Annotated in this window: 22 protein-coding genes; 18 read left to right on the top strand and 4 right to left on the bottom strand. The window is 70.6% G+C overall.

The window, feature by feature from the left end:
• Positions 1-23: 23 nt before the first annotated feature.
• From pcrA to ACQBAT_RS11080, 9 genes are all read left to right on the top strand, one after another.
• Complete coding sequence (gene pcrA / locus ACQBAT_RS11120) at positions 24-2,543, top strand: DNA helicase PcrA (RefSeq protein WP_420747028.1); 2,520 nt, start codon at positions 24-26, stop codon at positions 2,541-2,543.
• 83 nt (positions 2,544-2,626) lie between these two features.
• Complete coding sequence (gene sucC, locus ACQBAT_RS11115; RefSeq protein WP_420747027.1) at positions 2,627-3,808, top strand: ADP-forming succinate--CoA ligase subunit beta; 1,182 nt, start codon at positions 2,627-2,629, stop codon at positions 3,806-3,808.
• 48 nt (positions 3,809-3,856) lie between these two features.
• Positions 3,857-4,744, top strand: a complete 888-nt coding sequence (gene sucD / locus ACQBAT_RS11110; protein ID WP_420747026.1) for a succinate--CoA ligase subunit alpha — start codon at positions 3,857-3,859, stop codon at positions 4,742-4,744.
• A 55-nt stretch (positions 4,745-4,799) separates the two neighbouring features.
• Positions 4,800-6,089 carry a cell division protein PerM gene (locus ACQBAT_RS11105; protein ID WP_420747025.1) on the top strand — a complete coding sequence of 430 codons (1,290 nt, stop codon included), beginning with the start codon at positions 4,800-4,802 and terminating at the stop codon, positions 6,087-6,089.
• Positions 6,090-6,093: 4 nt separating this feature from the next.
• Positions 6,094-6,651, top strand: a complete 558-nt coding sequence (gene purN / locus ACQBAT_RS11100; RefSeq protein WP_420747139.1) for a phosphoribosylglycinamide formyltransferase — start codon at positions 6,094-6,096, stop codon at positions 6,649-6,651.
• A 50-nt stretch (positions 6,652-6,701) separates the two neighbouring features.
• Positions 6,702-8,300: a bifunctional phosphoribosylaminoimidazolecarboxamide formyltransferase/IMP cyclohydrolase gene (gene purH, locus ACQBAT_RS11095; protein WP_420747024.1), complete on the top strand. Its 1,599-nt coding sequence runs from the start codon at positions 6,702-6,704 to the stop codon at positions 8,298-8,300.
• A 41-nt stretch (positions 8,301-8,341) separates the two neighbouring features.
• Positions 8,342-8,887 carry a glycine cleavage system protein R gene (locus ACQBAT_RS11090; RefSeq protein WP_420747023.1) on the top strand — a complete coding sequence of 182 codons (546 nt, stop codon included), beginning with the start codon at positions 8,342-8,344 and terminating at the stop codon, positions 8,885-8,887.
• A 49-nt stretch (positions 8,888-8,936) separates the two neighbouring features.
• Positions 8,937-9,794 carry a bifunctional methylenetetrahydrofolate dehydrogenase/methenyltetrahydrofolate cyclohydrolase gene (locus ACQBAT_RS11085; RefSeq protein ID WP_420747022.1) on the top strand — a complete coding sequence of 286 codons (858 nt, stop codon included), beginning with the start codon at positions 8,937-8,939 and terminating at the stop codon, positions 9,792-9,794.
• On the top strand, positions 9,791-10,102 hold the full coding sequence (locus ACQBAT_RS11080) for a DUF3017 domain-containing protein (protein WP_420747021.1): 312 nt from the start codon (positions 9,791-9,793) through the stop codon (positions 10,100-10,102). Before ACQBAT_RS11085 ends, ACQBAT_RS11080 begins: the two co-directional genes overlap by 4 nt.
• A gap of 37 nt (positions 10,103-10,139) precedes the next feature.
• Here ACQBAT_RS11080 and ACQBAT_RS11075 read toward each other — a convergent pair whose 3' ends face one another.
• Positions 10,140-11,129, bottom strand: a complete 990-nt coding sequence (locus ACQBAT_RS11075; RefSeq protein WP_420747020.1) for a malate dehydrogenase — start codon at positions 11,127-11,129, stop codon at positions 10,140-10,142.
• 179 nt (positions 11,130-11,308) lie between these two features.
• On the opposite strand from ACQBAT_RS11075, the gene ACQBAT_RS11070 reads away from it, so the two are divergent.
• Both ACQBAT_RS11070 and ACQBAT_RS11065 read left to right on the top strand, forming a co-directional pair.
• On the top strand, positions 11,309-11,689 hold the full coding sequence (locus ACQBAT_RS11070) for a LysM peptidoglycan-binding domain-containing protein (RefSeq protein ID WP_420747019.1): 381 nt from the start codon (positions 11,309-11,311) through the stop codon (positions 11,687-11,689).
• Between the two features lie 7 nt (positions 11,690-11,696).
• Positions 11,697-12,296 (top strand): 2'-5' RNA ligase family protein, encoded by a 600-nt coding sequence (locus ACQBAT_RS11065; protein WP_420747018.1) that lies wholly within the window; start codon positions 11,697-11,699, stop codon positions 12,294-12,296.
• On the opposite strand, the gene ACQBAT_RS11060 is transcribed toward ACQBAT_RS11065, so the two are convergent.
• Both ACQBAT_RS11060 and ACQBAT_RS11055 read right to left on the bottom strand, forming a co-directional pair.
• Positions 12,254-13,408, bottom strand: coding sequence for a glycosyltransferase family 4 protein (locus ACQBAT_RS11060; protein ID WP_420747017.1), 1,155 nt, complete (start codon positions 13,406-13,408; stop codon positions 12,254-12,256). The two genes, ACQBAT_RS11065 and ACQBAT_RS11060, sit on opposite strands and share 43 nt — an antisense overlap.
• A gap of 161 nt (positions 13,409-13,569) precedes the next feature.
• Entirely contained in the window at positions 13,570-14,679 is a 1,110-nt protein-coding gene (locus ACQBAT_RS11055; protein WP_420747016.1) for a mannose-1-phosphate guanylyltransferase, read from the bottom strand.
• A 22-nt stretch (positions 14,680-14,701) separates the two neighbouring features.
• Between ACQBAT_RS11055 and ACQBAT_RS11050 the strand changes: the two genes are divergently transcribed.
• The 7 genes from ACQBAT_RS11050 (at position 14,702) to ACQBAT_RS11020 (ending at position 23,220) form a co-directional block, all read left to right on the top strand.
• The gene (locus ACQBAT_RS11050) at positions 14,702-15,811 is read left to right on the top strand and encodes a quinone-dependent dihydroorotate dehydrogenase (RefSeq protein WP_420747015.1); all 1,110 of its coding nucleotides are present in this window, start codon (positions 14,702-14,704) and stop codon (positions 15,809-15,811) included.
• 87 nt (positions 15,812-15,898) lie between these two features.
• The gene (locus ACQBAT_RS11045) at positions 15,899-17,158 is read left to right on the top strand and encodes an amidohydrolase (RefSeq protein ID WP_420747014.1); all 1,260 of its coding nucleotides are present in this window, start codon (positions 15,899-15,901) and stop codon (positions 17,156-17,158) included.
• A 113-nt stretch (positions 17,159-17,271) separates the two neighbouring features.
• Positions 17,272-18,480 (top strand): BMP family lipoprotein, encoded by a 1,209-nt coding sequence (locus ACQBAT_RS11040; protein ID WP_420747013.1) that lies wholly within the window; start codon positions 17,272-17,274, stop codon positions 18,478-18,480.
• A 109-nt stretch (positions 18,481-18,589) separates the two neighbouring features.
• Entirely contained in the window at positions 18,590-20,176 is a 1,587-nt protein-coding gene (locus ACQBAT_RS11035) for an ABC transporter ATP-binding protein (RefSeq protein ID WP_420747012.1), read from the top strand.
• Positions 20,173-21,489 carry an ABC transporter permease gene (locus ACQBAT_RS11030; protein ID WP_420747011.1) on the top strand — a complete coding sequence of 439 codons (1,317 nt, stop codon included), beginning with the start codon at positions 20,173-20,175 and terminating at the stop codon, positions 21,487-21,489. Before ACQBAT_RS11035 ends, ACQBAT_RS11030 begins: the two co-directional genes overlap by 4 nt.
• Positions 21,486-22,790: an ABC transporter permease gene (locus tag ACQBAT_RS11025; RefSeq protein ID WP_420747010.1), complete on the top strand. Its 1,305-nt coding sequence runs from the start codon at positions 21,486-21,488 to the stop codon at positions 22,788-22,790. The genes ACQBAT_RS11030 and ACQBAT_RS11025 overlap by 4 nt, the downstream gene beginning before the upstream one ends.
• 10 nt (positions 22,791-22,800) lie before the next feature.
• Entirely contained in the window at positions 22,801-23,220 is a 420-nt protein-coding gene (locus ACQBAT_RS11020; RefSeq protein ID WP_420747009.1) for a cytidine deaminase, read from the top strand.
• A gap of 13 nt (positions 23,221-23,233) precedes the next feature.
• On the opposite strand, the gene ACQBAT_RS11015 is transcribed toward ACQBAT_RS11020, so the two are convergent.
• Complete coding sequence (locus tag ACQBAT_RS11015) at positions 23,234-23,875, bottom strand: hypothetical protein (RefSeq protein WP_420747008.1); 642 nt, start codon at positions 23,873-23,875, stop codon at positions 23,234-23,236.
• Positions 23,876-23,907 lie beyond the last annotated feature (32 nt).

Raw genomic sequence — 23,907 nt, 5'->3', positions numbered from 1 at the left:
CGGCTACGTACGATGGAGCGAGCATGAGCAACCTCTTCGATCACCTCAACGTCGACCCCCCCTCGACCCGCCCGGGCGGGGTGGACGGCCGCGGCGTGCCCGCGTGGGCGCTCGCGGATGCGAGCGGGGGCTCGGACGAGCCGGCGCCCGCGCCGGGTGGTGCTCCCAGCACCGAGGAGTTGCTGGAGGGGCTGAACGAGCCCCAGCAGGAGGCGGTCGTGCACGAGGGCAGCCCGCTGCTGATCGTGGCGGGCGCAGGGTCGGGCAAGACCAGGGTGCTGACCCACCGGATCGCCTATCTGCTGGGCGAACGGCACGTCCACCCCGGGCAGATCCTGGCGATCACCTTCACCAACAAGGCCGCCGCGGAGATGCGCGAACGGGTGGAGACCCTGGTCGGACCGCGCGCCCGCGCGATGTGGGTCTCGACCTTCCACTCGGCCTGCGTGCGCATCCTGCGCAGAGAAGCCACCACGGTGGGGCTGAAGTCCTCCTTCTCGATCTACGACGCCGCGGACAGCCAGCGCTTGATGGGGATGGTCATCCGGGATCTGGACCTGGACCCCAAGCGCTATCCGGCCCGGGCCTTCCTGGCGAAGGTCTCGAACGCCAAGAACGAGTTGATCGACGAGGAGGACTTCGCCGCCGGGGTGGGCAGCAATGCCTACGAGCAGAAGGTGGCCGAGGCCTACTCGCTCTATCAGCGACGGTTGCGCGCCGCGAACGCCCTGGACTTCGACGATCTCATCGCGACCACCGTGCACCTGCTGCGCGCCTTCCCGGACGTGCGCGAGCACTACCGGCGCAGGTTCCGTCACGTGCTGGTCGATGAGTACCAGGACACCAACCACGCCCAGTACGCCCTGGTCCGTGAGCTGGTCGGCCAGCTCGGCGACATCGTTGATGGTGGCACCCGACCGCTCCCGCCGGCCGAGCTGTGCGTGGTGGGCGACGCGGACCAGTCCATCTACGCCTTCCGCGGCGCCACGATCCGCAACATCGTGGAGTTCGAGCAGGACTACCCCGAGGCGCGGACCATCCTGCTGGAGCAGAACTACCGCTCGACCGCCACCATTCTCTCTGCCGCGAATGCCGTCATCGCGCGCAACCCCGATCGCCGCGACAAGCGGTTGTGGACCGACGCTGGCGATGGCGCGCAGATCGTCGGCTATGTCGCGGACAGCGAGCACGACGAGGCATCCTTCGTCGCGCGGCGGATCGATGAACTGGGCGATGATCGAGGGGTCCGCCCCGCAGATGTGGCCATCTTCTACCGCACCAACGCCCAGTCCCGGGCGCTGGAGGAGGTGCTGGTCCGCACCGGCCTGCCCTACAAGATCGTGGGTGGCACGCGCTTCTACGAGCGGCGTGAGGTCAAGGACGCGCTGGCCTATCTGCGCGTCCTGTCCAACCCGGCCGACGACGTCAACCTGCGTCGCATCCTGAACACCCCCAAGCGCGGCATCGGGGACCGTGCGGTGGGCGCAGTGTCGGCCCTGGCCGAGCGCGAACGCATCCCGTTCGTGGCCGCTCTGGGGCGGGCGGGGGATGCCCCGGGTATCGCCTCTCGGTCCGTCGCGGCCATCACCGGCTTCACCAGCCTGCTGGAGGAGCTGGGCCAGCTCGCCGAGGATCCGGAGACCGGGGTCGGTGGTCTGCTCGAGGCGATCCTGGACCGGACCGGATACCTGGCCGAGCTGCGCGCCAGCACCGACCCGCAGGACGAAACCCGCGTGGAGAACCTCGCCGAGCTGGTCGCGGTGGCGCGAGAGTTCGACGACAGCTACCCAGAGGCGGGGCTGCTGGACTTCCTGGAGCAGGTCTCGTTAGTGGCTGACGCCGACGAGATTCCGGAGGGGGGTGCCGCCGACCAGGGAGTGGTGACCTTGATGACGCTGCACACCGCCAAGGGCCTGGAGTTCCCGGTCGTCTTCCTCACCGGGCTGGAGGACGGCACTTTTCCCCACCAGCGCAGCCTCGATGACCCGAGCGAGCTCGAGGAGGAGCGCCGGCTGGCCTATGTGGGCATCACCCGGGCCCGCGAGCAGCTTCACCTGTCCCGCGCGGGCAGCCGCGCCGCCTTCGGTGCCCCGCAGTTCTTCCCCGCGAGCCGCTTCCTGGCCGAGATCCCGGAGGAACTGGTCACCTGGGAGCGCACCGACGCGGACCGCTCCAGCTTCGGGGGCCGACGCTCGGCCGCCGAAGGCTTCGGCTGGCAGGGCGGGGGCTACGGCTCCGGCGGCCGTGGCCGCGCAGCCCGGCCGGAGGTCGTGCGTCTGGACCCGCGTGGCAGCGCTCCCCGGCGAGCCCGAAGCGAGGCCGAGAGCGCCGAGCTCGAGGCCCTGTCCTCGGGGGACCGGGTCAGCCACGACTCCTTCGGGATGGGCACGGTGGTGCGCGTCGAGGGCACGGGTCGCCACACCATGGCGCACGTGGACTTCGGCGGCGAGACCGGCGTGAAGCGACTGCTGGTCCGCGTCGCACCGCTGACCAAGCTCCAGCGCCTGCGGGCGGGCGACGGGCGCGGTGGTGCGCTGCGCTAATGTTCGAAATGGAGATTGCGCATCGTCGTGCTGCCTCCCGATCCGACCACCCACTACCTGCACACACGATGGGACGTTGACCTGTGGATCTGTTCGAGTACCAGGCCCGTGACATGTTCGAGAAGCACGGGGTCCCCGTGCTCGCCGGAGCGACGGCCGACACCCCCGAGGAGGCGCGCGCTGCAGCCGAGGAGATCGGACAGCACTCCGGTGGCGTGACCGTGGTCAAGGCCCAGGTCAAGACCGGTGGGCGCGGCAAGGCCGGTGGCGTCAAGGTCGCGAAGTCCGCCGAGGAGGCGCAGGCCGCGGCCGAGGCCATCCTGGGGATGGACATCAAGGGCCACACCGTGCACCGGGTGATGATCGCCCAGGGCGCCAGGATCGCCGAGGAGTACTACTTCTCGATCCTGCTGGACCGCGCCAACCGCTCGCTGCTGGCCATGTGCAGCAAGGAGGGCGGCATGGAGATCGAGCAGCTCGCCGTGGAGCGCCCCGAGGCCCTGGCCAAGGTCGAGGTGGACGCCAACGTGGGGATCGATGAGGCCAAGGCCCGCGAGATCGTCCAGGAGGCCGGCTTCGAGGAGGAGACCGGCGCCAAGATCGTGCCAGTGCTGCAGCGCCTGTGGGAGGTCTACCGCGACGAGGATGCCACGCTGGTCGAGGTCAACCCGCTCGTCAAGACCGAGGACGGGGAGATCGTCGCGCTGGACGGCAAGGTCACCCTGGATGCCAACGCCGACTTCCGTCAGCCCGAGCACGCCGAGCTCGAGGACAAGGCGGCGGCCGACCCGCTGGAGGCCAAGGCCAAGGCGATGCACCTCAACTACGTCAAGCTCGACGGCAATGTCGGCATCATCGGCAACGGCGCCGGCCTGGTGATGTCCACGCTCGACGTCGTCGCCTACGCCGGCGAGGAGCACACCGGCGGTGCTTCGAGCCCGGCCAACTTCCTGGACATCGGCGGTGGCGCCTCGGCCGAGGTGATGGCCAACGGCCTCGACGTGATCCTCGGCGACGAGCAGGTCAAGGCGGTCTTCGTCAACGTCTTCGGCGGCATCACCGCCTGCGACGCAGTGGCCAACGGCATCGTGCAGGCCCTGGAGATCCTCGGCGACGACGCCACCAAGCCGCTCGTCGTCCGGCTCGACGGCAACAACGTGGAGGAAGGCCGACGCATCCTGACCGAGGCCGACCACCCGATGGTCACCCTGGCCGACACGATGGATGGTGGCGCCCGCAAGGCCGCTGAGCTCGCCGCCCGCTGATCCGACGCATCCACGCACTTTCCAACTCAAAGGACTTACGAGACCACCATGGCGATCTTCCTCAACTCCGACTCCAAGGTCATCGTCCAGGGCATGACCGGCTCCGAGGGCATGAAGCACACCCAGCGCATGCTCCGCTCCGGCACCGCCATCGTCGGCGGCGTCAACCCGCGCAAGGCGGGTCAGACCGTCGACTTCGAGGACGGCGTGCAGGTGCCTGTTTTCGGCTCCGTCGCCGAAGCGATGGAGGCCACGGGTGCCAACGTCTCCGTCGTCTTCGTGCCGCCGGCCTTCACCAAGGACGCCGTCATCGAGGCCGTCGACGCCCAGATGCCGCTCCTCGTGGTGATCACCGAGGGCATCGCGGTCCGCGACACCGCCGAGTTCTGGGCCTACGCGCGAGACAAGGGCACCACCCGGATCATCGGTCCCAACTGCCCGGGCCTGATCAGCCCCGACCAGTCCAACGCGGGCATCATCCCGGCCGACATCGCCGGCGCTGGTCCGATCGGACTGGTCTCCAAGTCGGGGACCCTGACCTACCAGATGATGTACGAGCTCGGTGACCTCGGTTTCACGACGGCTGTCGGCATCGGTGGGGACCCGATCATCGGCACCACCCACATCGACTGCCTCCAGGCTTTCCAGGACGACCCCGACACCAAGGCGATCGTGATGATCGGCGAGATCGGCGGCGACGCCGAGGAGCGCGCCGCCGACTACATCCGCGAGAACGTCACCAAGCCGGTCGTCGGCTACGTGGCCGGGTTCACCGCCCCCGAGGGCAAGACCATGGGGCACGCCGGCGCGATCGTCTCCGGTTCCTCGGGCACCGCCCAAGCCAAGAAGGAGGCCCTCGAGGCCGCGGGCGTCAAGGTCGGCAAGACCCCGTCCGAGACCGCTGAGCTGATGCGCGAGATCATCTCCGGCCTCTGAGGCACGGCGCGCCTCCCCGGACCACCGGGACGGCCGCGCGACGATGGGGCACGACATGACTTTGCTCCAGCGCCCCGAGACCCAGACCGAGGGTGAGGCGCGGCCCGTTCCTGAGCCGCGCCTCACCCTCGGTCGCCTCGTTGATCTGCTGGTGGCGGCCGTCGCGGGCATGGCCTGCGTCCTGCTCGGCGCCATCGCGATCGCCACCCCGACCGTGGTTGCCTGGCTGGCCGAGGAGCGCAGCACAGCCTCGTTCTGGCAGACCGTGGGAGCCTCGGTCGACCTGTGGGCGATGGCTCACCGGGCCGAGGTCCGCACCCCGGCAGCCGACATCGTGCTGGCGCCGCTGCTCCTCACCGCTGGCTTGGTCCTGCTGTGCTGGTATGCCGCTCGCCAGGTCGTCTTCAACCGTGCCGACGTGATGGCGCGAGTCCCGCGCATCGGCGGGTGGCGCTCAGCCTGGCACGCTCTCGCCGGCCGCGATGCGACGGCTTTCGTCCTGGGGTATGTCGTGGCCGGGCTCCTCCTGGCGCACACCGCGAGTTTCGGGCTGGCTCCCGTCTGGCTGCCCAGCCTGGTGCCCGGCGCGGTCCTGGTGCCGCTGCTCGCCCTCGTCCTGGTCTGGTGGGGTGAGCACCGCCGCGATGACCACCCCACGGTCGACGCGGGCCTGCGCTGGGTGCGCGCGCGGACCCCGGTGCTGGTGCGCCGAGGTGTCCCCGCCGCCGTGGAGGTGCTGGTCGGGTTGGCGGTCGTCTGCTTCTTGTTGGTCGTGGGCGTGCTGCTCGTGCGGGGCGAGCGGGTGCTCAGCCTCTACGGCGCGCTCGACGCCGGCATCGTCGGGACCGTCGTCCTCACCGTGGCGCAGGTCCTGGCGATCCCCAACCTGATGGTCTGGGCGCTGTCCTGGCTCTCCGGTGCCGGCCTGACGGTCGGCACCGTCCACGTCGGTTGGACCGAGTCGACGCCTGGCGACCTACCCCTGCTCCCGGTGCTCGGCGCCCTGCCCGAGCCGGGAGTGCTTCCGCCCGGCCTGTGGGCGATGGCGATGGTGCCGCTGGTCGCCGGTGGCTGGCTGGGCTACCGCGCGGTCGGGGCGGCGTCCCGCCTGGCCAGCTGGTGGACCAAGGCACAGATCGCGCTCTTCGGTGCGCTGGTCGTCGGCCTGTCCGCCCTGGTGCTCGGCTGGTTGGCGACCGGTGGCCTGACGCCGGGTCTGCTCGGCACGATCGGGGTCCAGCCCTGGCTGTTCGCCGGGCTGCTCACCGCCGAGGTCGCGGCGGGCGCCCTTCTCGTGGTGACCCTGATGCACCTGCTCGGGGCGCGGCGCCGGTTCCGTGGCTGAGCAGCTGCGCGTCGTCGTCCTCGTCTCCGGTTCCGGGACGCTGCTTCAGGCGGTCCTCGATGCCGCCACCGACCCCCTGTATGCCGTGTCCGTCGCCGCCGTCGGTGCCGACCGGGAGGGCATCGAGGGCCTGGCGAGGGCGCAGCGGGCCGGGATCCCCACCTTCGTGGAGCGGCTTGCCGACCATCCGGACCGGGCCGCCTGGGACGTGGCGCTGGCGGAGGCGATAGCGGTCCACGAGCCGGACCTCGTCGTCTCGGCGGGGTTCATGAAGATCGTGGGGGAGCAGGTCCTAGGGCGGTTCCGCATGGTCAACACCCACCCCACCCTGCTCCCCAGTTTTCCCGGTGCGCACGGTGTTCGGGACGCCCTCGAGCACGGCGTCAAGGTCACCGGATGCACGCTGTTCGAGGTCGATGCCGGGATCGATACCGGCAGGATCCTGGCCCAGCGCGCGGTCGAGGTGCTGCCCGACGACACCGAGGCCACGCTGCACGAGCGGATCAAGGTGCAGGAGCGCGAAATGCTCGTCGCGCACCTGCCCGAGCTCGCCCGCGGGTAAGCCAGCCAGCCACTGCGGACCGCCAGCGGAGGCGCTTCTAGACTGCCCTCGTGACCTCTGAGCAGACCACCCGCCCCATCCGCCGCGCCCTCGTCTCGGTCTACGACAAGACCGGGCTGGAGGAGCTGGCCGCAGCGCTGCACGATGCCGGTGTCCAGATCGTCTCCACCGGGTCGACGGCCTCCCGGATCGAGGAATCTGGGGTCCCGGTCACCAGGGTCGAGGAGCTGACCGGCTTCCCCGAGTGCCTGGACGGTCGCGTCAAAACCCTCCACCCTGCGATCCACGCTGGCCTCCTCGCCGACACCACCAACCCCGACCACGTCCGGCAGCTGGAGGAGCTGGAGATCGAGGGCTTCGACCTGCTCGTCTCCAACCTCTACCCGTTTACGCAGACTGTGATGTCCGGCGCCGGACCCGATGAGGTGGTGGAGCAGATCGACATCGGCGGCCCCTCGATGGTCCGCGGAGCAGCGAAGAACCACCGCAGCGTGGCCGTGGTCACCAGCCCCACGACATACCCCCAGATCTTGGCGGCGCTCGCCGCTGGCGGTTTCACGCTGGCCCAGCGCCAGCGGTTGGCCGCCGACGCCTTCGTGCACACCGCCACCTACGACGTGCACGTCGCCTCCTGGCTGCTGGCGCAGCAGCCGGAGGACACAACCGTGTCTTCGTCTGGCGACGGCTTCCCGGCGTGGGTCGGCGCCACCTGGGACAAGCAGGCCGTGCTGCGCTACGGCGAGAACCCGCACCAGCGGGCCGTCCTCTACGCCAACGGCTTCCAGCCCACCCCTGGGCTGGCTCAGGCCGAACAACTGGGCGGCAAGGAGATGTCGTACAACAACTACATCGACGCGGACGCCGCCCGTCGGGCCGCGCACGACCACGGTGAGCGTCCGACCGTGGCGATCATCAAGCACGCCAACCCCTGCGGGATCGCGGTGGCCGATGACATCGCCGAGGCGCACCGCAAGGCGCACGCCTGCGACCCGGTGTCCGCCTTCGGCGGGATCATCGCGACCAACGCACCCGTGACCCGGGAGATGGCCGAGCAGGTTGCCGAGATCTTCACCGAGGTCGTCGTCGCGCCGGACTTCGACAAGGAGGCGCTGGAGGTGCTGAAGGGGCGCAAGAACCTGCGCCTGCTGCGCGTCGCCTCCCCTGGTCGCGGAGGTGTCGAGACCCGCGGCATCTCGGGCGGCATGCTCATGCAGTCCATCGACACCGTGCAGGCCGAGGTCGAGGACGGGGGCGACGACGCCTCCCGCTGGCGGCTGGTCGCCGGCGATGCGGTTGACGAGGCCACCCTGGCCGACCTGCAGTTCGCCTGGCGGGCCGTGCGGGCGACCAAGTCCAACGCCATCCTGCTGGCCCACGACGGGGCCAGCGTCGGGATCGGTATGGGGCAGGTCAACCGAGTGGACTCATGCCGGCTCGCCGTCGAACGGGCGGGGGAGCGGGCCGCCGGGTCGGTCGCGGCCTCCGACGCCTTCTTCCCCTTCGCCGACGGCCTGCAGGTCCTGCTCGACGCCGGCGTGCGCGCTGTCGTCGCCCCCGGCGGCTCGGTCCGTGACGAGGAGGTCGTCGCCGCGGCGCGCGAGGCAGGCGCCACGCTCTACTTCACCGGGACCCGCCACTTCGCGCACTAAAGGGGCGCAGACCCGCACGCCCTCACAGTAGGGTCGGGCCCATGGCCACTCTCGTCATCACCGTCATCGGTCCCGACCGCCCCGGTCTGGTCAGCTCGCTGGCTGACGTCGTCTCCGAGCACGGCGGCAGTTGGGGCCGTAGCCAGCTCGCGCAGCTGGCCGGCACCTTCGCCGGCATCGTCACCGTCGAGGTGTCCGACAACCAGGCCGAGGCGCTGACGGGCGCGCTCGGCGAGCTGGATGGGCTCGAGACCGGCGTCCGGCGGGCCGAGCCCGAGGATGCCGCCGAGGGGACCGGGGGAGAGGGCGAGAGCTTCCACCTCGACCTCGTCGGCCACGACCAGCCCGGCATCGTGCAGCAGATCAGCGGCGTGCTCGCCGCGCAGGGCGTCTCGGTGGAGTCGCTGGACACTCGCGTGGTGCCCGCGCCGCAGGCCGGCGGCGACCTCTTCGAGGCGCGCGCCTCCTGTCGCGCGCCAGCAGACCTCGACTCCAGGGCGCTGCGCGCCGCCCTCGAGGAGTTGGCAGGTGAGCTGCAGGTCGACGTGGTGCTCGATGAGGAGGGCCGCGCCGCGGTCTGGGAGTGAGCGGCACGCCCCGGGCCCGGGCCGCGGACCCGCCACTAGAGTGGTCGGCATGACGGCGACGGTTCTCGACGGCAAGGCAGTCCTGTCCACCATCAAGGAGGAGTTGCGGGCCCGGCTCGCGATCCTCGCCGAGCAGGGGGTCGTGCCCGGCCTGGCCACCGTCCTGGTCGGCGACGACCCGGCCAGCAGCTGGTATGTCGGCGCCAAGCACAAGGACTGTGCCGAGATCGGCATCACGAGCGTCCGCAAGGACCTGCCCGCCGGCAGCAGCCAGGAGGACGTGCTGGCCGTCGTGGACGAGCTCAACGCCGACCCCGCCGTCACCGCGTTCCTCGTCCAGCAGCCCACCGGCCTCGACGAGTTCGCGATCCTCTCCCGCGTCGACCCCGCCAAGGACGTGGACGGCCTGCACCCCTTCAACCTCGGCTCGCTCGTGATGAATGAGCCCGCCCCGCTGCCGTGTACGCCGGTCGGCTGCGTGGAGCTGCTGCGCAGGTATGACGTGCCGCTCGCCGGTGCCGAGGTGGTCGTCGTCGGCCGCGGCCTCACGGTCGGCCGCCCGCTCGGTCTCATCCTCACGCGGCGGTCGGAGAACGCCACGGTCACGCTGTGCCACACCGGGACCCGTGATCTGGCCGAGCACACCCGCCGCGCCGACGTCATCGTCGCGGCCGCCGGTGTGCCCGACATCATCACCCCTGACATGGTCAAGCCCGGGGCTGCCGTCCTCGACGTGGGTGTCGCCCGCCGGGACGGCAAGATCGCCGGCGACGTGCACCCGGACGTCGCCGAGGTCGCCGGGCACCTCACGCCCAACCCCGGCGGGGTCGGGCCGATGACTCGGGCGATGCTGCTGTCCAACGTGGTCGAGGCGGCCGAACGCGCCGCGGACGCCGCGTCGCGGTGACTGACCCCACCACGGGGGTGGGTAGCGACGAGGAACGTCGCGCCGCTGCCCCCTGGCAGCCCCTGGGGGCCTGGTGGGTCCCCGTCCTCGGCCTGCTGGTGGCCGCAGTGATGCTGGTCACCGACAGCCTGCGCGCCTACGGGTATGCCGTGGCAGCGGCCATGGCGGTGGCCGCTGTGCTCCGGCTGGTGCTGCCCGCAGCCCGGGCGGGCGGTCTCGTGGTGCGGAGCCGGTGGATCGATGCGGCCACGATGCTGGCCCTGGGGGCGGCGATCGCCACGATCGCCGCCACCTTGCGGCTGGGCTGAGAGCCCCTTCTCGCGGGGTCGAACGTTCGCGCGTCGCTCAGCCGATCAGGCCGAGGTCGGTGACCGCCTGCTTCTCCTCCGCGAGCTCGGCGACGGAGGCATCGATCTTGCTGCGGGAGAAGTCGTCGATGTCCAGCCCCTGGACGACCTCCCACTCGCCCTCGCGGGTGGTGACCGGGAAGGAGCTGATGATCCCCTCCTCGACGCCGTAGGAGCCGTCGGAGCGGACCGCCATCGAGACCCAGTCGCCCTCGGGGGAGCCGCGCAGCCAGTCACGGGTGTGGTCGATGGTGGCCGAGGCGGCCGAGGCGGCCGAGGAGGAGCCGCGGGCCTCGATGATCGCGGCGCCGCGCTTGGCGACGGTCGGGATGAAGGTGTTCTCCAGCCAGTCCTGGTCGTCCACGAGCTCGGCGGCGTTCTTGCCGGCGACCTGGGTGTGGAACAGGTCGGGATACTGCGTGGCGGAGTGATTGCCCCAGATGGTCATGTGGGTGATGTCGGTGACGGGCGCTCCGACCTTCGCCGCCAGCTGGGCGATCGCGCGGTTGTGGTCCAGGCGGGTCAGAGCGGTGAAGCGCTCGGTGGGGATGTCGGGGGCGTTGCTCATCGCGATGAGGGCGTTGGTGTTGGCCGGGTTACCGGTCACCGTGATGCGGATGTCGTCGGCCGCGTGGTCGTTGAGGGCCTTGCCCTGGGCCGTGAAGATCGCGCCGTTGGCCTCGAGCAGATCGCCGCGCTCCATACCCTTGGTGCGGGGGCGGGCGCCGACGAGCAGCGCCACGTTGGCGCCATCGAAGATGGCGTTGGGATCGTCGCCGATCTCGACTCCGGCCAGCGCGGGGAAGGCACAGTCGTCCAGCTCCATGACCACGCCCTCCAGCGCCTTGAGCGCCGGGGTGATCTCCAGCAGCCGCAGCTCGACGGGGGTGTCCTTGCCCAGCAGCGCCCCGGAGGCGATGCGGAAGAGCAGGCTATAGCCGATCTGTCCGGCAGCACCGGTGACAGCGACCTTGACAGGAGAGTTCACGACGGGTCCCTTCGAGGGTGGGGGGCGGGTGGCAGGCGGCGCCCCGATGGCGCCCCAGCCGGTGGTTCTGACGCTAGCACCCGATGCCGTCACCGACCGACCCGCCCACTGGCCGACCGCAGGGAGGCAGACTAGGGTCGTAGGGCGACACAGGTGATCATTCCCGAGAGAGTGAGGACATGGGTTTCCTCGACCGGATCAAGGACGCACTCCGCGGATCTGGAGCCGGAGCCGATGGCTCCGACGATGCCGACCGCAGCAGCGACGTCGACAGCGGTTCTGAAGACTTTCCCCGCACCACATCCGATGGGCGCTACCGCACCACATCTGATGGGCGCTACCGCACCACATCTGATGGGCGCTACCGCACCACATCTGATGGGCGCTACCGCAGCACATCTGATGGGCGCTACCGCACCACCACGGTGTTCCCGGGAGAGACCCTGGCCGACGTGGCGCAGCGCTGCGGGGTGGACGAGGACGCGCTGATCGAGGTGAACGGGATCGAGCGCCCCGATCTGGTCTACGCGGGTCAGGTTTTCAAGCTCCCGGACGCGTGATCTCGCGATGAACGGGCCGGTCGTCGGGGTGGCCCTGCCGATCCCGCCGCCGTGGGGGATGCACCTGCAGGACCTGCGGGTCAGCTACGGCGAGGAGCGCGCTCGACACATCCCGACCCACATCACCCTGATGCCCCCTACTCCCGTCGACAGCGGGCAGATCGAGCCGCTCCAGGAGCACCTGAGCGCGGTGGCGCGGGAGCAGGCCGCCTTCGAGGTGGTGCTGCGCGGGACGGGGACCTTCCGACCGATCTCTGATGTCGTCTACATCCAGGTGGCGCAGGGCGTGAGCAGCTGCGAGCAGTTGGAGCGGGCGGTGCGCGAGGGGCCGGTGGAGCGAGAGCTGCTCTTCCCCTACCACCCGCACGTCACGGTCGTGCACGACGGACCCGACGAGGCGCTGGACCGGGCGTTCGCCGACCTCGCGGCCTTCACCTGCCGCTTCGAGGCCGACAGCTTCCGGCTCTATTGCCACGACGGAGATGGGCGATGGCAGGTCGTCGAGGAGTTCGAGCTGCGGGCTGAGGGCAACCCGGGGTCGCGCGATCACGCCGGGTCGCGCGATCAGGCCACCGAGCGGGAGGTCGCCCCGATGACCAGCGCGTAGTAGTCCACCAGCTGCTCCACCAGGGCTGGCCAGGATCGGGCCACGACCCGTTCGCGGCCCGCCTGGCCCATCTGGGCGCGCAGGTCAGCAGCCTGCGGGCCGACCAGGGGGGTGACCTCGGCCGCGAGGGACCCGGCGCGGTCAGGGTCGAACAAGGCGCCGGTGCGACCGACCTCCACCAGATCGAGCGGGCCACCCCGGGCGGGAGCCACCACCGGGAGTCCGGCGGCCGCGGCCTCCTGGAGGGTCTGGCCGAAGGTCTCCCGTGTCCCGGTGTGCACGAAGACGTCGAAACTCGCGTAGGCCTGGGCCAGCTCGATGCCCTGGCGGCGGCCGAGGAAGACCGCGCCGGGCAGCTGCGCCTCGAGGATCTCCCGGCTCGGGCCCTCGCCGACCAGGACGAGACGGGTCCCGGGCATCCGCGACAGTTCCTCGAGCCGGTGCAGCTCCTTCTCCGGGGCGAGGCGTCCGACATAGCCGAGCAGCGTCTCCCCGTTGGGGGCCAGCCGGGCGCGCAGGTCCTGGGTGGCGGAGTCCTGACGGCGGTCGGGGTGGAACAGGTCGGAGTCGACGCCGCGGCCCCACTGCGCGATCCGCGGGACGTCGTGCTCGGCCAGGTCGGCCAGCGCCGCACTGGAGGGGGCCAGGGTCAGGTCGGCCTGCTGGTGAATCCGCCGGATCCAGCGCCACGCCGCGCGAGCCGTCAGATCGCCGGCGGGCCCCATGTGCTGGCGGATGTAGGAGGGCATGTCCGTCTGGTAGATCGCGACCGACGGGATCCCCAGCGCCCGGGCAGCCGTCAGCCCCCGCACGCCCAGCACGAACGGTGACGCGACGTGCATGACATCCGGCCGGAAGCGGTGCAGCACCGTCTCGATCTCGTAGGAGGGCAGGCCGACCCGGAACTGGCGGACCGGCACGCTGGTCACGCTGTGCACCGGGAAGCCGGCGTAGTGCTCCGGGGTCATCGTCGGGCTCCACGGGCTGGTGCCGGGCGCGACGACCAGCGCTTCATGCCCCTGGTCACGCAGGCACTCCAGCACCTTGCAGACGCTGGTGGTGACCCCGTTCAGGGCCGGGAGGAAGGACTCGGTGACGATGGCGACCCGCACATGTTCCAGCCTGTCGGTCTCCGATGTGCCTGAGGCGACCGCCGGGGGTGTGTCGGGTGAGCGGCGGGTGACGAGCGGGTGGCCGAGCCCGTCGCGCAGCCGTCGGCCGGCGCCCGTCCCGGATGCCGGTGGACCGGGTGGGTGGGGAGGCTGGGCGGGGCTCAGGTCAGGTCCTCCCGGCCCAGACGCTGCAGTGCCGAGACCACGCTCTTGACGTCCTGGCAGTGCTCGCGGGTGGTGACCAGCAGGGCATCGGGGGTGTCGATCACGACAACGTCGGGGATGCCGAGGGTGACCACGGTGCGCCCGCCATGGGCGGCGACCACTCCGGTGGATCCCTCGTTGACCACGAACCGGCCCTCGCCGAGCACCCGCATACCGGGATGGTCGTGCGACTCGGCCAGCAACGAGGCCAACGAGGCGAAGTCACCGACGTCGTCCCAGGAGAAGCTCGCCGGGACCACGGCCACCCTGCCCGCCGCGGCAGCCGGCTCGGCGACCGCGTGATCGATGGCGATCTTGGTCAGCGAGGGCCACAGTTCATCGATCCGCGCCGGGGCTGCCGCGATCTCGCGCAGCAGGCGGACCATCTGCGGGTGGTGCGCCCCGAGCAGCTCCAGCAGGTCGGCGGCGCGCACCACGAACATGCCGGCGTTCCACAGGTAGTCGCCGGACTCGACGTACGAGCTGGCGTGCTCGGCGTCGGGCTTCTCGACGAAGGTGCGCACGCGCCGCACGGCCGGTGCACCGGTCACCGGCCGGGGGTCCCCGACCCGCACGTAGCCGAAACCGGTCGCCGGATAGGTGGGGGTGATGCCGATGGTGACCAGCACCCCCTGGCGGGCGGCCGCCACGGCCTGGCGCACCGTCTCACCGAAGGCGTCGGCGTCCCCGATGACATGGTCGGCGGCGAACGAGCCCAGCACCGCGTGCGGATCGCGACGTTCCAGGACCGCTGCGGCCAGCCCGATGGCCGGCATCGAGCCGCGGGGGGAGGGCTCGACCAGCAGGTTGTCCTCGCTCAGGGAGGGCAACTGGGCCCGCACCGCATCTGCGTGCCGGGAGCCGGTGACCACCAGCACGCGCGAGCCCACCAGCGGCTCGAGCCGGTCCACCGTGGACTGCAGCAACGAACGCCCGCTCCCGGTCAGGTCGTGCAAGAACTTGGGGGAGGACGCCCGCGACAGCGGCCACAGGCGCGTCCCGGAACCACCGGCGGGAATGACCGCGGTGAAGTCCACCAGCTCGGCCGCGTCGACAGCGTGGGGCATAGCAGCATCCTAGAGTGGAGACATGGCCGGCCCCCACACGACCAGCGCCCCCCGACCCCGCGCGACCTCGAGGTTCACCCGCGACGTGGCGGACACGGCATACCGGGGCCTGGTCCGTCCCGCCCTCTTCCGCGCGGACGCGGAGAGCGCCCACCACGGCACCGTCGTCGCCGCCGACCTGCTCGGGCGCACCCCCGTGACCAGGGCGCTGGCCGCCGTCGCCGGGTATGCCGTGGGGCCGGGTCAGCCGGACCCGGCACCGGTCGAGCTGCTCGGGTTGAGCTTCCGCAACCGGATCGGGCTGGCCGCCGGGCTCGACAAGGACGGCCGGGGGATCGCTACCTGGAGTGCGCTCGGGCTGGGGCATGTCGAACTGGGCACCGTCACCCCCCGGCCCCAGCCGGGCAACCAGCGTCCGCGGGTGCTCCGGCTGCCGCGGAGCCAGGCCGTGATCAACCGGATGGGCTTCAACAACCACGGCGTCCACGCGCTCGCCGAACGCCTGCGCCACGCGCGTCAGGAGGGCCTCGTCCGGATGCCGGTCGGCGTGAGCATCGGCAAGAACAAGGACACACCGGTGGAGGAGGCGGCGGCGGACTACCTGGCCTGCGTGGCAGCGCTGGAGGGACTGGCCGACTACCTGGCGGTGAATGTCTCCAGCCCTAACACCCCTGATCTGCGCTCGCTCCAGGACGCCGGCCCCCTGGGTGAACTGATCCGGGAGGTGGTGGCGGCCGCGGCCCCGACCCCGGTGCTGGTCAAACTGGCCCCCGACCTCACCGACCCAGCCCTCGACGAGGCGCTGGACGTGGCGCTGGAGGCCGGGGCGGCCGGCATCATCGCGGTCAACACCACGATCACCCGGGATAACCTCGCACCGCAGGATCGGCGCCGCGGCGCCGCGGAGCAGGGCGGTCTGTCCGGCGGGCCGCTGACGCTGCGCGCCCGCGAGGTCGTGGCGCGGGTCCGCGCCCGCACCGAGATGCCCGTCATCGGGGTCGGCGGGGTGCTGACCGGCAGCGACGCCCGCGCCCTGGTGGAGGCGGGGGCTGATCTGGTCCAGCTCTACACCGGGCTCGTCTACGCCGGCCCCGCGCTCATCGGCGCGGCCGTGCGCGCGGCGGACGGCTGAGCACCCCGGGGCAGACACGGGCGCACGGCCCGCGGCGTTGTACCCTGCGAGAAGCCATCCATCGACCCCCGAGACCCGAGACGAGACGTGACCACCGAGACCTCCGGCAGGCTGCAGCGGCCCACCAGGGCCCGGTCCGCGCCCCCTGGGCGCAGTCTGCTCGAGCGGGTCGCGGACGAGGTCGACGGCCGTGCTGACGCGCTGGTCAGGCTGCGGCGCGATGTGCACCGCCATCCTGAGTTGTCCTGGCAGGAGCTGCGGACCACCTCGGTCATCACCGACGTGCTCAGCGAGGCCGGCGTCGAGGTTCGCACCCTGCCCGGGTCCGGGGCGATCGCCGAGCTAGGGGCGCCTGACCCGCGGGTGCGGATCGCGCTGCGCGCCGACCTCGACGCCCTCCCGCTCGACGAGGCCACCGGCCTGCCCTTCTCCTCCCGGACCCCGGGGGTGGCGCACGCGTGTGGGCACGACGTCCACACCGTGGGGGTACTCGGCGCTGGTCTCGCGCTCAAGGCGCTGGAGGATGAGCTCATCGACCACGGGGTGGGGGTCCGGCTGCTTTTCCAGCCCGCTGAGGAAACCATCCCCGGCGGGGCGCACACGGTGATGGAGCACGGCGGCGTCGCGGACGTGGACCGGCTGCTCGCCCTGCACTGCGACCCCTCGATCGATGTCGGCACCGTCGGTCTGCGGGTCGGGCCGATCACCGCCGCCTCTGACTCCGTGCACGTCACGCTCACCGGACGAGGCGGTCACACCTCCCGCCCCCACCTCACGCAGGACATCACCTATGCCTTGGGCAAGGTGGTCACCGAGGTGCCAGCCGTGCTGTCTCGTCGTCTGGACCCGCGCAGCGGCACCGCTCTGGTCTGGGGGGTGGTCCGCTCCGGGTCGGCGCCCAATGTGATCCCGACCCAGGCGGAGTGCATCGGCACCCTGCGGATGCTGGACTCCGAGACCTGGGACACGACCGGTCCACTCATCGACGAGGTGGTCCAGGCGGTGGTGGCCCCGTATGGCGTGTCCGCCACCGTGCGCCACGTCAAGGGGGTGCCGCCGGTCGACAACGACAACGCTGCCGTGGTGGCGCTGTCCAAGGCGACGATGACCCTGCTGGGTGCCTCCGCCGTGGTGCCGACCAAGCAGTCGATGGGCGGGGAGGACCTCGGGTGGTATCTCACGCAGGTGCCCGGGGCCATGGGCCGGCTTGGCACCCGTACCCCGGGTGGGCCGACCTATGAACTGCACCAGGGCGATCTGGTGGTGGACGACCAGTCGGTGGTGATCGCCGCCAAGGTGCTCGCCGGGGGAGTGTTCACCTCGATCGGTCCGGACGGCCTCTCCTAGCGCTAGGTCACGAGTTCGTCACCTTTTCGTCACGGAGTGGACACCTGGTGACGCGGTCGGTGATTGACGGATACCCTTTCTCTGCACCACCCCATCTGACAAAGGAGTACCCCGTGCGTCGGGTTCTGAAGCTCGCGGCCGCCGGAGCGGCTGCCACCCTCGTCCTGGCCGCCTGTGGCGACGCCCCGGACAGCAACGACGGCGAGACCAACGGCGCCCCGGCGCAGACCGGCGACGCCGGCACGCAGGACGGCGCCGACGAGACCGCCGACCAGACCGGCGACGACACCGCTGGCGCGACCGAAGGCGCGACCGAAGGCGCGGCCGGTGGCGACGCCTCCGATTTCAAGGCCTGCATGGTCTCCGACTCTGGTGGTTTCGACGACCAGTCCTTCAACCAGTCCGGCAAGGAAGGCATGGACTCCGCGGAGGAGGACCTGGGCATCTCGACCCAGGAGGTCGAGTCGCAGTCCGATGCCGACTACGTCACCAACGTCAACAACCTGGTCGCCCAGGACTGCAACCTGACCATCGGTGTCGGCTTCCTCCTGCAGACCGCCATCCGGGATGCCGCACGTGAGCACCCCGAGACCAACTTCGCGCTGATCGACTCCGCCTTCTCCGAGGACGACTTCTCCCCGGCCGAGATCGACAACGCCAAGCCGATCCTGTTCAACACCGCCGAGGCCAGCTTCCTGGCCGGCTACGTGGCTGCCGGGATGACCGAGAGCGGCACCGTGGCCACCTTCGGCGGCATGGACCTGCCCTCGGTGAACATCTTCATGGACGGCTTCGCCGACGGCATCGCCAAGTACAACGAGGACAACGACACCGACGTCAACCTGCTCGGCTGGAACAAGGACTCGCAGTCCGGCTCCTTCTCCGGTGACTTCGAGAACCAGAGCCAGGGCCAGACCCTCACCGAGCAGTTCATCGCCCAGGGCGCCGACATCGTGATGCCGGTCGCCGGCCCGGTGGGCCTGGGCGCCGCCGCTGCGGCCGACGCCGCTGACGGCGTCAAGATCATCTGGGTCGACTCCGATGGCTTCCTCACGGCTGAGGGCTACGGCCACCTGATGCTGACCTCGGTGATGAAGCAGATCGGCCCGGCCGTGCACGACACCATCCAGGCCACGATCGACGGCGGCTTCACCAACGAGCCCTACGTGGGCACGCTGGAGAACGACGGTGTCGGCATCGCCGAGTTCCACGACTTCGACGGGGATGTCCCGCAGGAGCTGAAGGACAAGGTCGAGGAGTACAAGCAGCAGATCATCTCCGGCGAGCTCGAGATCGAGTCGGTCAACTCGCCGCAGCAGTGACGGGTCCGCTCAGCTGAGCGACCCGCCGAGCGTCAGCGGCCCGGCCCCACGGGGCCGGGCCGCTACGCTGTCCCACCGAAACGTTGCGTGACATGGAGCAGGAAGTGCGATGAAGCTCGAGCTGCAGGGCATCACGAAGGTCTTCGGACCGCTGGTGGCCAATGACCACATCGACCTGGTGGTCGAGCCCGGTGAGATCCACGCCCTGCTGGGCGAGAACGGCGCCGGCAAGAGCACGCTGATGAACGTGCTCTATGGCCTCTACGACCCGGACGACGGCCAGATCCTGCTCGACGACGCGCCCGTCTCCTTCAAGGGCCCTGGCGACGCCGTCGCTGCTGGCATCGGCATGGTCCACCAGCACTTCATGCTGGTCCCGGTCTTCACCGTCGCCGAGTCCGTCGCGCTGGGCTACGAGCCAGCCGGCCCGGCCGGTGTCCTCAAGCTCGACGAGGCCCGGCGCCGGGTCAAGGAGATCTCCGACCGCTTCGGTTTCCAGGTGGACCCCGACGCCCTCATCGAGGACCTGCCGGTCGGCGTCCAGCAGCGGGTGGAGATCATCAAGGCGCTCTCGCGGGACGCCAAGGTGCTCATCCTGGACGAGCCGACAGCGGTGCTCACGCCGCAGGAGACCGATGAGCTGATCAGCATCATGGGCGAGCTCAAGGAAGCCGGCACCTCCATCGTCTTCATCACCCACAAGCTGCGCGAGGTCCGCGCGATCGCCGACCGCATCACCGTCATCCGACGCGGCAAGGTGGTGGGTGAGGCCAGCCCGACCTCGACCGAGACCGAGCTCGCCTCGATGATGGTCGGTCGGTCGGTCAACCTCTCGGTCGACAAGGACGCGGCCAGCCCGGGGGAGCCCACCTTCCAGGTCCAGAACCTCTCGGTGATCGCCCCCAACGGCACCGTCCTGGTCGACGACATCTCCTTCGACGTCCACGCCGGGGAGATCCTGTGCATCGCCGGCGTCCAGGGCAACGGCCAGACCGAGCTCGCCGAGGTGATCCTCGGGCTTGAGGAGGCGGACAAGGGCACGGTGCAGCTGGACGGCAAGCCGTTGCTGTCGCGCAGCGTCAAGGAGCGTCTGCGGGCGGGGATCGGGTTTGTCCCCGAGGACCGTTCCACCGATGGAGTGGTGGCGAGCTTCTCGATCGCCGAGAACCTCGTCCTCGACCTCTACGACACCGCCCCCTTCGCCCGCGGCATCTCGATGAGCCCGGCCAAGGTCGCGGCCAATGCCGAGCAGCGCACCGAGGAGTTCGACGTGCGCTACACCTCGGTGCACGACCCGATCTCGACCCTGTCCGGCGGCAATGCCCAGAAGGTGGTGCTGGCCCGCGAGATGTCGCGCCCGCTGCGGCTCTTCGTCGCCTCCCAGCCCACCCGTGGCCTGGATGTCGGATCGATCGAGTTCGTGCACAAGCGGATCGTGGCCGAGCGGGACAACGGCACGCCGGTCATCATCGTCTCGACCGAGCTCGACGAGGTGCTCAACCTCGCCGACCGGATCGCGGTGATGTATCGCGGACGCATCGTCGGCATCGTCGACGTGGCCGCCGAGAGCGGGGGAGTGGATCGGGACATGCTCGGCCTGATGATGGCCGGTGTGCCCATGGACGAGGCCCGCACCCAGGCTGCCGAGCACCACTCGGTGCTCGGCCGGGCCGACCTCGAGGAGGAGCAGTCGTGAGCGACCAGCATCACGCGAGCCAGTCGCAGGGCTCCGACGCGGGCGCGGAGCAGGCGGTCGCCGCCGCACCGCCGTCCCAGATCGGCGTCGAGGGCGGCCCTACCGGGCCGACCCATCGCGGGCAGGACAAGCCTCCGGTGCTGCACCAGATCCTGTCCGGGAGCGCTCTGCTGTCCTTCCTGGCGATCGTCCTGGCCCTGCTCATCGGGGCCTTGCTCATCGCCTTCGCCGACGAGGCCACCCGCAGCGCCAGCGGGTACTTCTTCTCCCGGCCCGGTGACACCTTCGCCGCCGCGTGGGGAGCCATCACCGATGCCTACGTGGCGATGTTCCGCGGCGCGATCTTCGACTGGCGCGGCTCCAGCATGGCCGCCATGCTGCGGCCGATCACCGAGTCGATGGTGTACTCGGTGCCCCTGATCCTGGCCGGCCTCGGCATCGCGGTCGGCTTCCGCGCCGGCCTGTTCAACATCGGTGCCCAGGGCCAGATCATCCTCGGCGCCATCGTGGCCTCCTGGCTCGGCTTCGCCTTCGACCTGCCCCCGGTCATCCACCTCCTGGTCGCCGTGGTCGGTGGTGCGATCGGCGGCGCGGTCTGGGCCGGCATCCCCGGTGTGCTCAAGGCCCGGTTCGGCGCCAACGAGGTGATCGTGACGATCATGCTCAACTACATCGCGGTCTACCTGATCAGTTATGTGCTCAAGCTGCCGACCTTCAACCCCGGTCGCACCGGTCAGCGCAGCCCCGTCGTCTCCTCCGACGCGGTGTACCCGCTGCTGCTGGGCAGCTCCTTCCGCCTGCACCTGGGCTTCCTGGTCGCCATCGCGGCCGCGGCCTTCGTCTGGTGGCTGATGGAGCGCTCCACGATCGGCTTCCAGCTGCGCGCGGTGGGCGCCAACCCCGCCGCCGCCCGCACGGCCGGCATGTCGGTCGGCCGGATCACCGTGATCACGATGCTCATCGCTGGTGCCCTGGCCGGTCTCGCGGCCACCGCCCAGGTCCTGGGCACCGAGCGCTCGCTGACCGCCGGGGTGGCGGCGACCTACGGCTTCGACGCCATCACGGTGGCCCTGCTCGGCAGGTCGAAGCCGTGGGGCACCTTCTTCGCCGGTCTGCTCTTTGGTGCGCTCAAGGCTGGTGGCATGTTCATGCAGTCGGTCACCTCGACGCCCATCGACATCATCCTGGTCCTGCAGGCGATCATCGTGCTGCTGATCGCCGCGCCCCCGCTGGTGCGTTCGGTCTTCCGGCTCCCTGATCCGACCAAGCCCTACCGAGCACCGGCCCGTCGCACCAAGGAGGCGCAGGCATGAGCACCGTCGCCGAACGGCCCACCTCGTCGCCCGCGGCCGACGACGGCCCCACCACCGCCGCCCGCAAGGTCGGCCTCAAGGCCCCGATCACCTACGCCCTCGCGGCCCTGATCGCCTTCGCGATCATGGTCCCCGGCACCGAGGGCGGGGAGGACACCACCTTCCGCGTGGGGACCGCCACGGACTGGTTCATGATCCCCGACATCACGGTCCCGGCCCTGGTCACGATCATCGTGCTGGGCGTGGTGATGGCGGCGGCCGCGGCCTGGGCCTTCGTCCGGGCCCGCAATCACCTGCCGGCTCCCTGGTGGCTTCACTCCCTGGTCGGCCTCGCCTTCGTGCTGGCCTTCCTGACCTATGTGGGCGCCGGGAAGACGGCCGTCATCCCCATGGTCTCGCTGCTGCAGGGCGCGGTCATGCTCTCGGTCCCGCTCGTCTTCGGCGCGATGTCGGGCATCATCTGCGAGCGCTCGGGCATCATCAACATCGCGATCGAGGGGCAGCTGCTCTTCGGTGCCTTCGCCGCCGCCGTCGTCGCCTCGATGCTGGGCAGCGGCTACTACGGGTTGCTGGCCGCCCCGGTCGCCGGTGGGCTCGTGGGAGCCCTGCTGGCCTGGTTCGCGGTGATGTACCGCGTCAACCAGATCATCGTCGGTGTCGTGCTCAACACCCTGATCATCGGCCTGACCGGCTTCTTCTTCTCCACCGTCCTGTCCGGCAACCGCGAGCTGTTCAACACCCGGATGCCGCTGGACCGGATCCGGATCCCGGTGCTGGCCGACATCCCGCTGCTCGGTCCGGTGCTCTTCAACCAGACGATCCTGATCTACCTCATGTACGCCCTGGTGATCGTGCTCCAGTTCATGCTCTTCCGCAGCCGCTGGGGCCTGCGCACCCGCGCTGTCGGTGAGCACCCCAAGGCCGCCGACACCGTGGGCATCAAGGTCAACACCCGCCGGGTCTGGAACACCATCCTCGGTGGCGCCGTCGCCGGTCTGGGTGGCGCCTTCTTCACCGTCGGCGCCGGCCTGGCCTTCGGGCGCGAGATGTCGGCCGGCAATGGCTTCATCGCGCTGGCCGCGATGATCCTGGGCAAGTGGAACCCCAAGCTCGCCGTGCTCGCGGCGCTGCTGTTCGGCTTCTCCAAGAACTTGGGCAACATGATGTCCTCGATCGGCAGCACCATCCCCTCCGAGTTGCTGCTGATGCTGCCCTACGTCATCACCATCTTCGCGGTGGCCGGTTTCGTCGGTCGGGTCCGTCCGCCGGCGGCGGAGGGCATCCCCTACACCAAGAGCTGAGAGGTATGTCGTGAGCCAGGCTTCCGCAGGCAGCGCCCCCACCGAGTCGGACTGGGAGGAGCTGCGCCGGGCCGCGGTGGAGATCGCCGGCCTGGCCTACGCTCCCTATTCGCACTACCCCGTGGGGGTGGCTGGCCTGGTCGATGACGGCCGGATCGTGCGCGGCTGCAATGTCGAGAACGCGGGCTACGGGGTCACCCTGTGCGCGGAGTGCGGGATGGTCTCCGAGCTGATCGCCGGAGGCGGCGGACGGCTGGTGGCGGTCTGGTGCGTCGACGGCAAGGGCGCCACCATCATGCCCTGCGGCCGGTGCCGTCAACTGGTGTGGGAGCACGGCGGTGCGGAGTGCCTCCTGCAGACCCCGGAGGGGGTGCTGCGGATGGATCAGGTGCTGCCGCAGGCCTTCGGGCCGGAGGATCTCACCCGCTAACGCGGGCAGCAGCTCACGCGGTGAGCAGGCTCGCCCGCGGCAACCCTGCCTCGAGGGCGAGCTTGCCGGCCTCGGGCGAGCGAGCGACATACAGGGCTCGGCCGCCGATCCCGGCCACCCGCTCCTGGAGGATGCTCACGGTGCCGGCGTCCACCACGACCCGACCCTGCTCGGGCGGGAGGTGAGCAGCCTCACCGAACGTGCCGCCGAGGTCGTCGCTACGGCGGGCGACGCGGGTGACATCCATCGGCTGCTGGCTGAAGGCGTCGGCGAGCACCTCAAGGTGGCGGGCGTCCTGCAGCTGGCTGCCGTCGGCCGGGACCGAGAACCGGACCTCGGCTCCCGAGCCGGTGACTTCCTGGACCGCCACCTTGGCCGAGCGCTCGCGCGTCATCACCGTGTAGAGCACGGCGGCGGAGTCCTCGACCTGGATCTCGGTGGCGAGCACCAGGGCTGCAGCGTCCACCCCGACAGCGAGGGTCTGCGCGCAGCTGAGCGTGGCGTCCAGGCGGGGGGCGCTGACCGCAGCGACGACGCGCTCGTTGCGGATCGCGACGATCGTGGGGAACATCGCAGCATCCCCGTCCTGCCGGGAGCGGCGGAGCAGGTCGGTGACAGGCGGGACGACGAGGGCCATGATGTCAGCGATACGCACGGGGTAGAGGATGTCACACGGCCCGGGCCTGC

It is taken from the genome of Ornithinimicrobium pulveris, from assembly GCF_050261105.1.
Lineage (GTDB): Bacteria > Actinomycetota > Actinomycetes > Actinomycetales > Dermatophilaceae > Ornithinicoccus.
The sequence above is the reverse complement of the archived record's forward strand: the minus strand, read 5'-3'. Positions and strand labels throughout refer to the sequence as shown.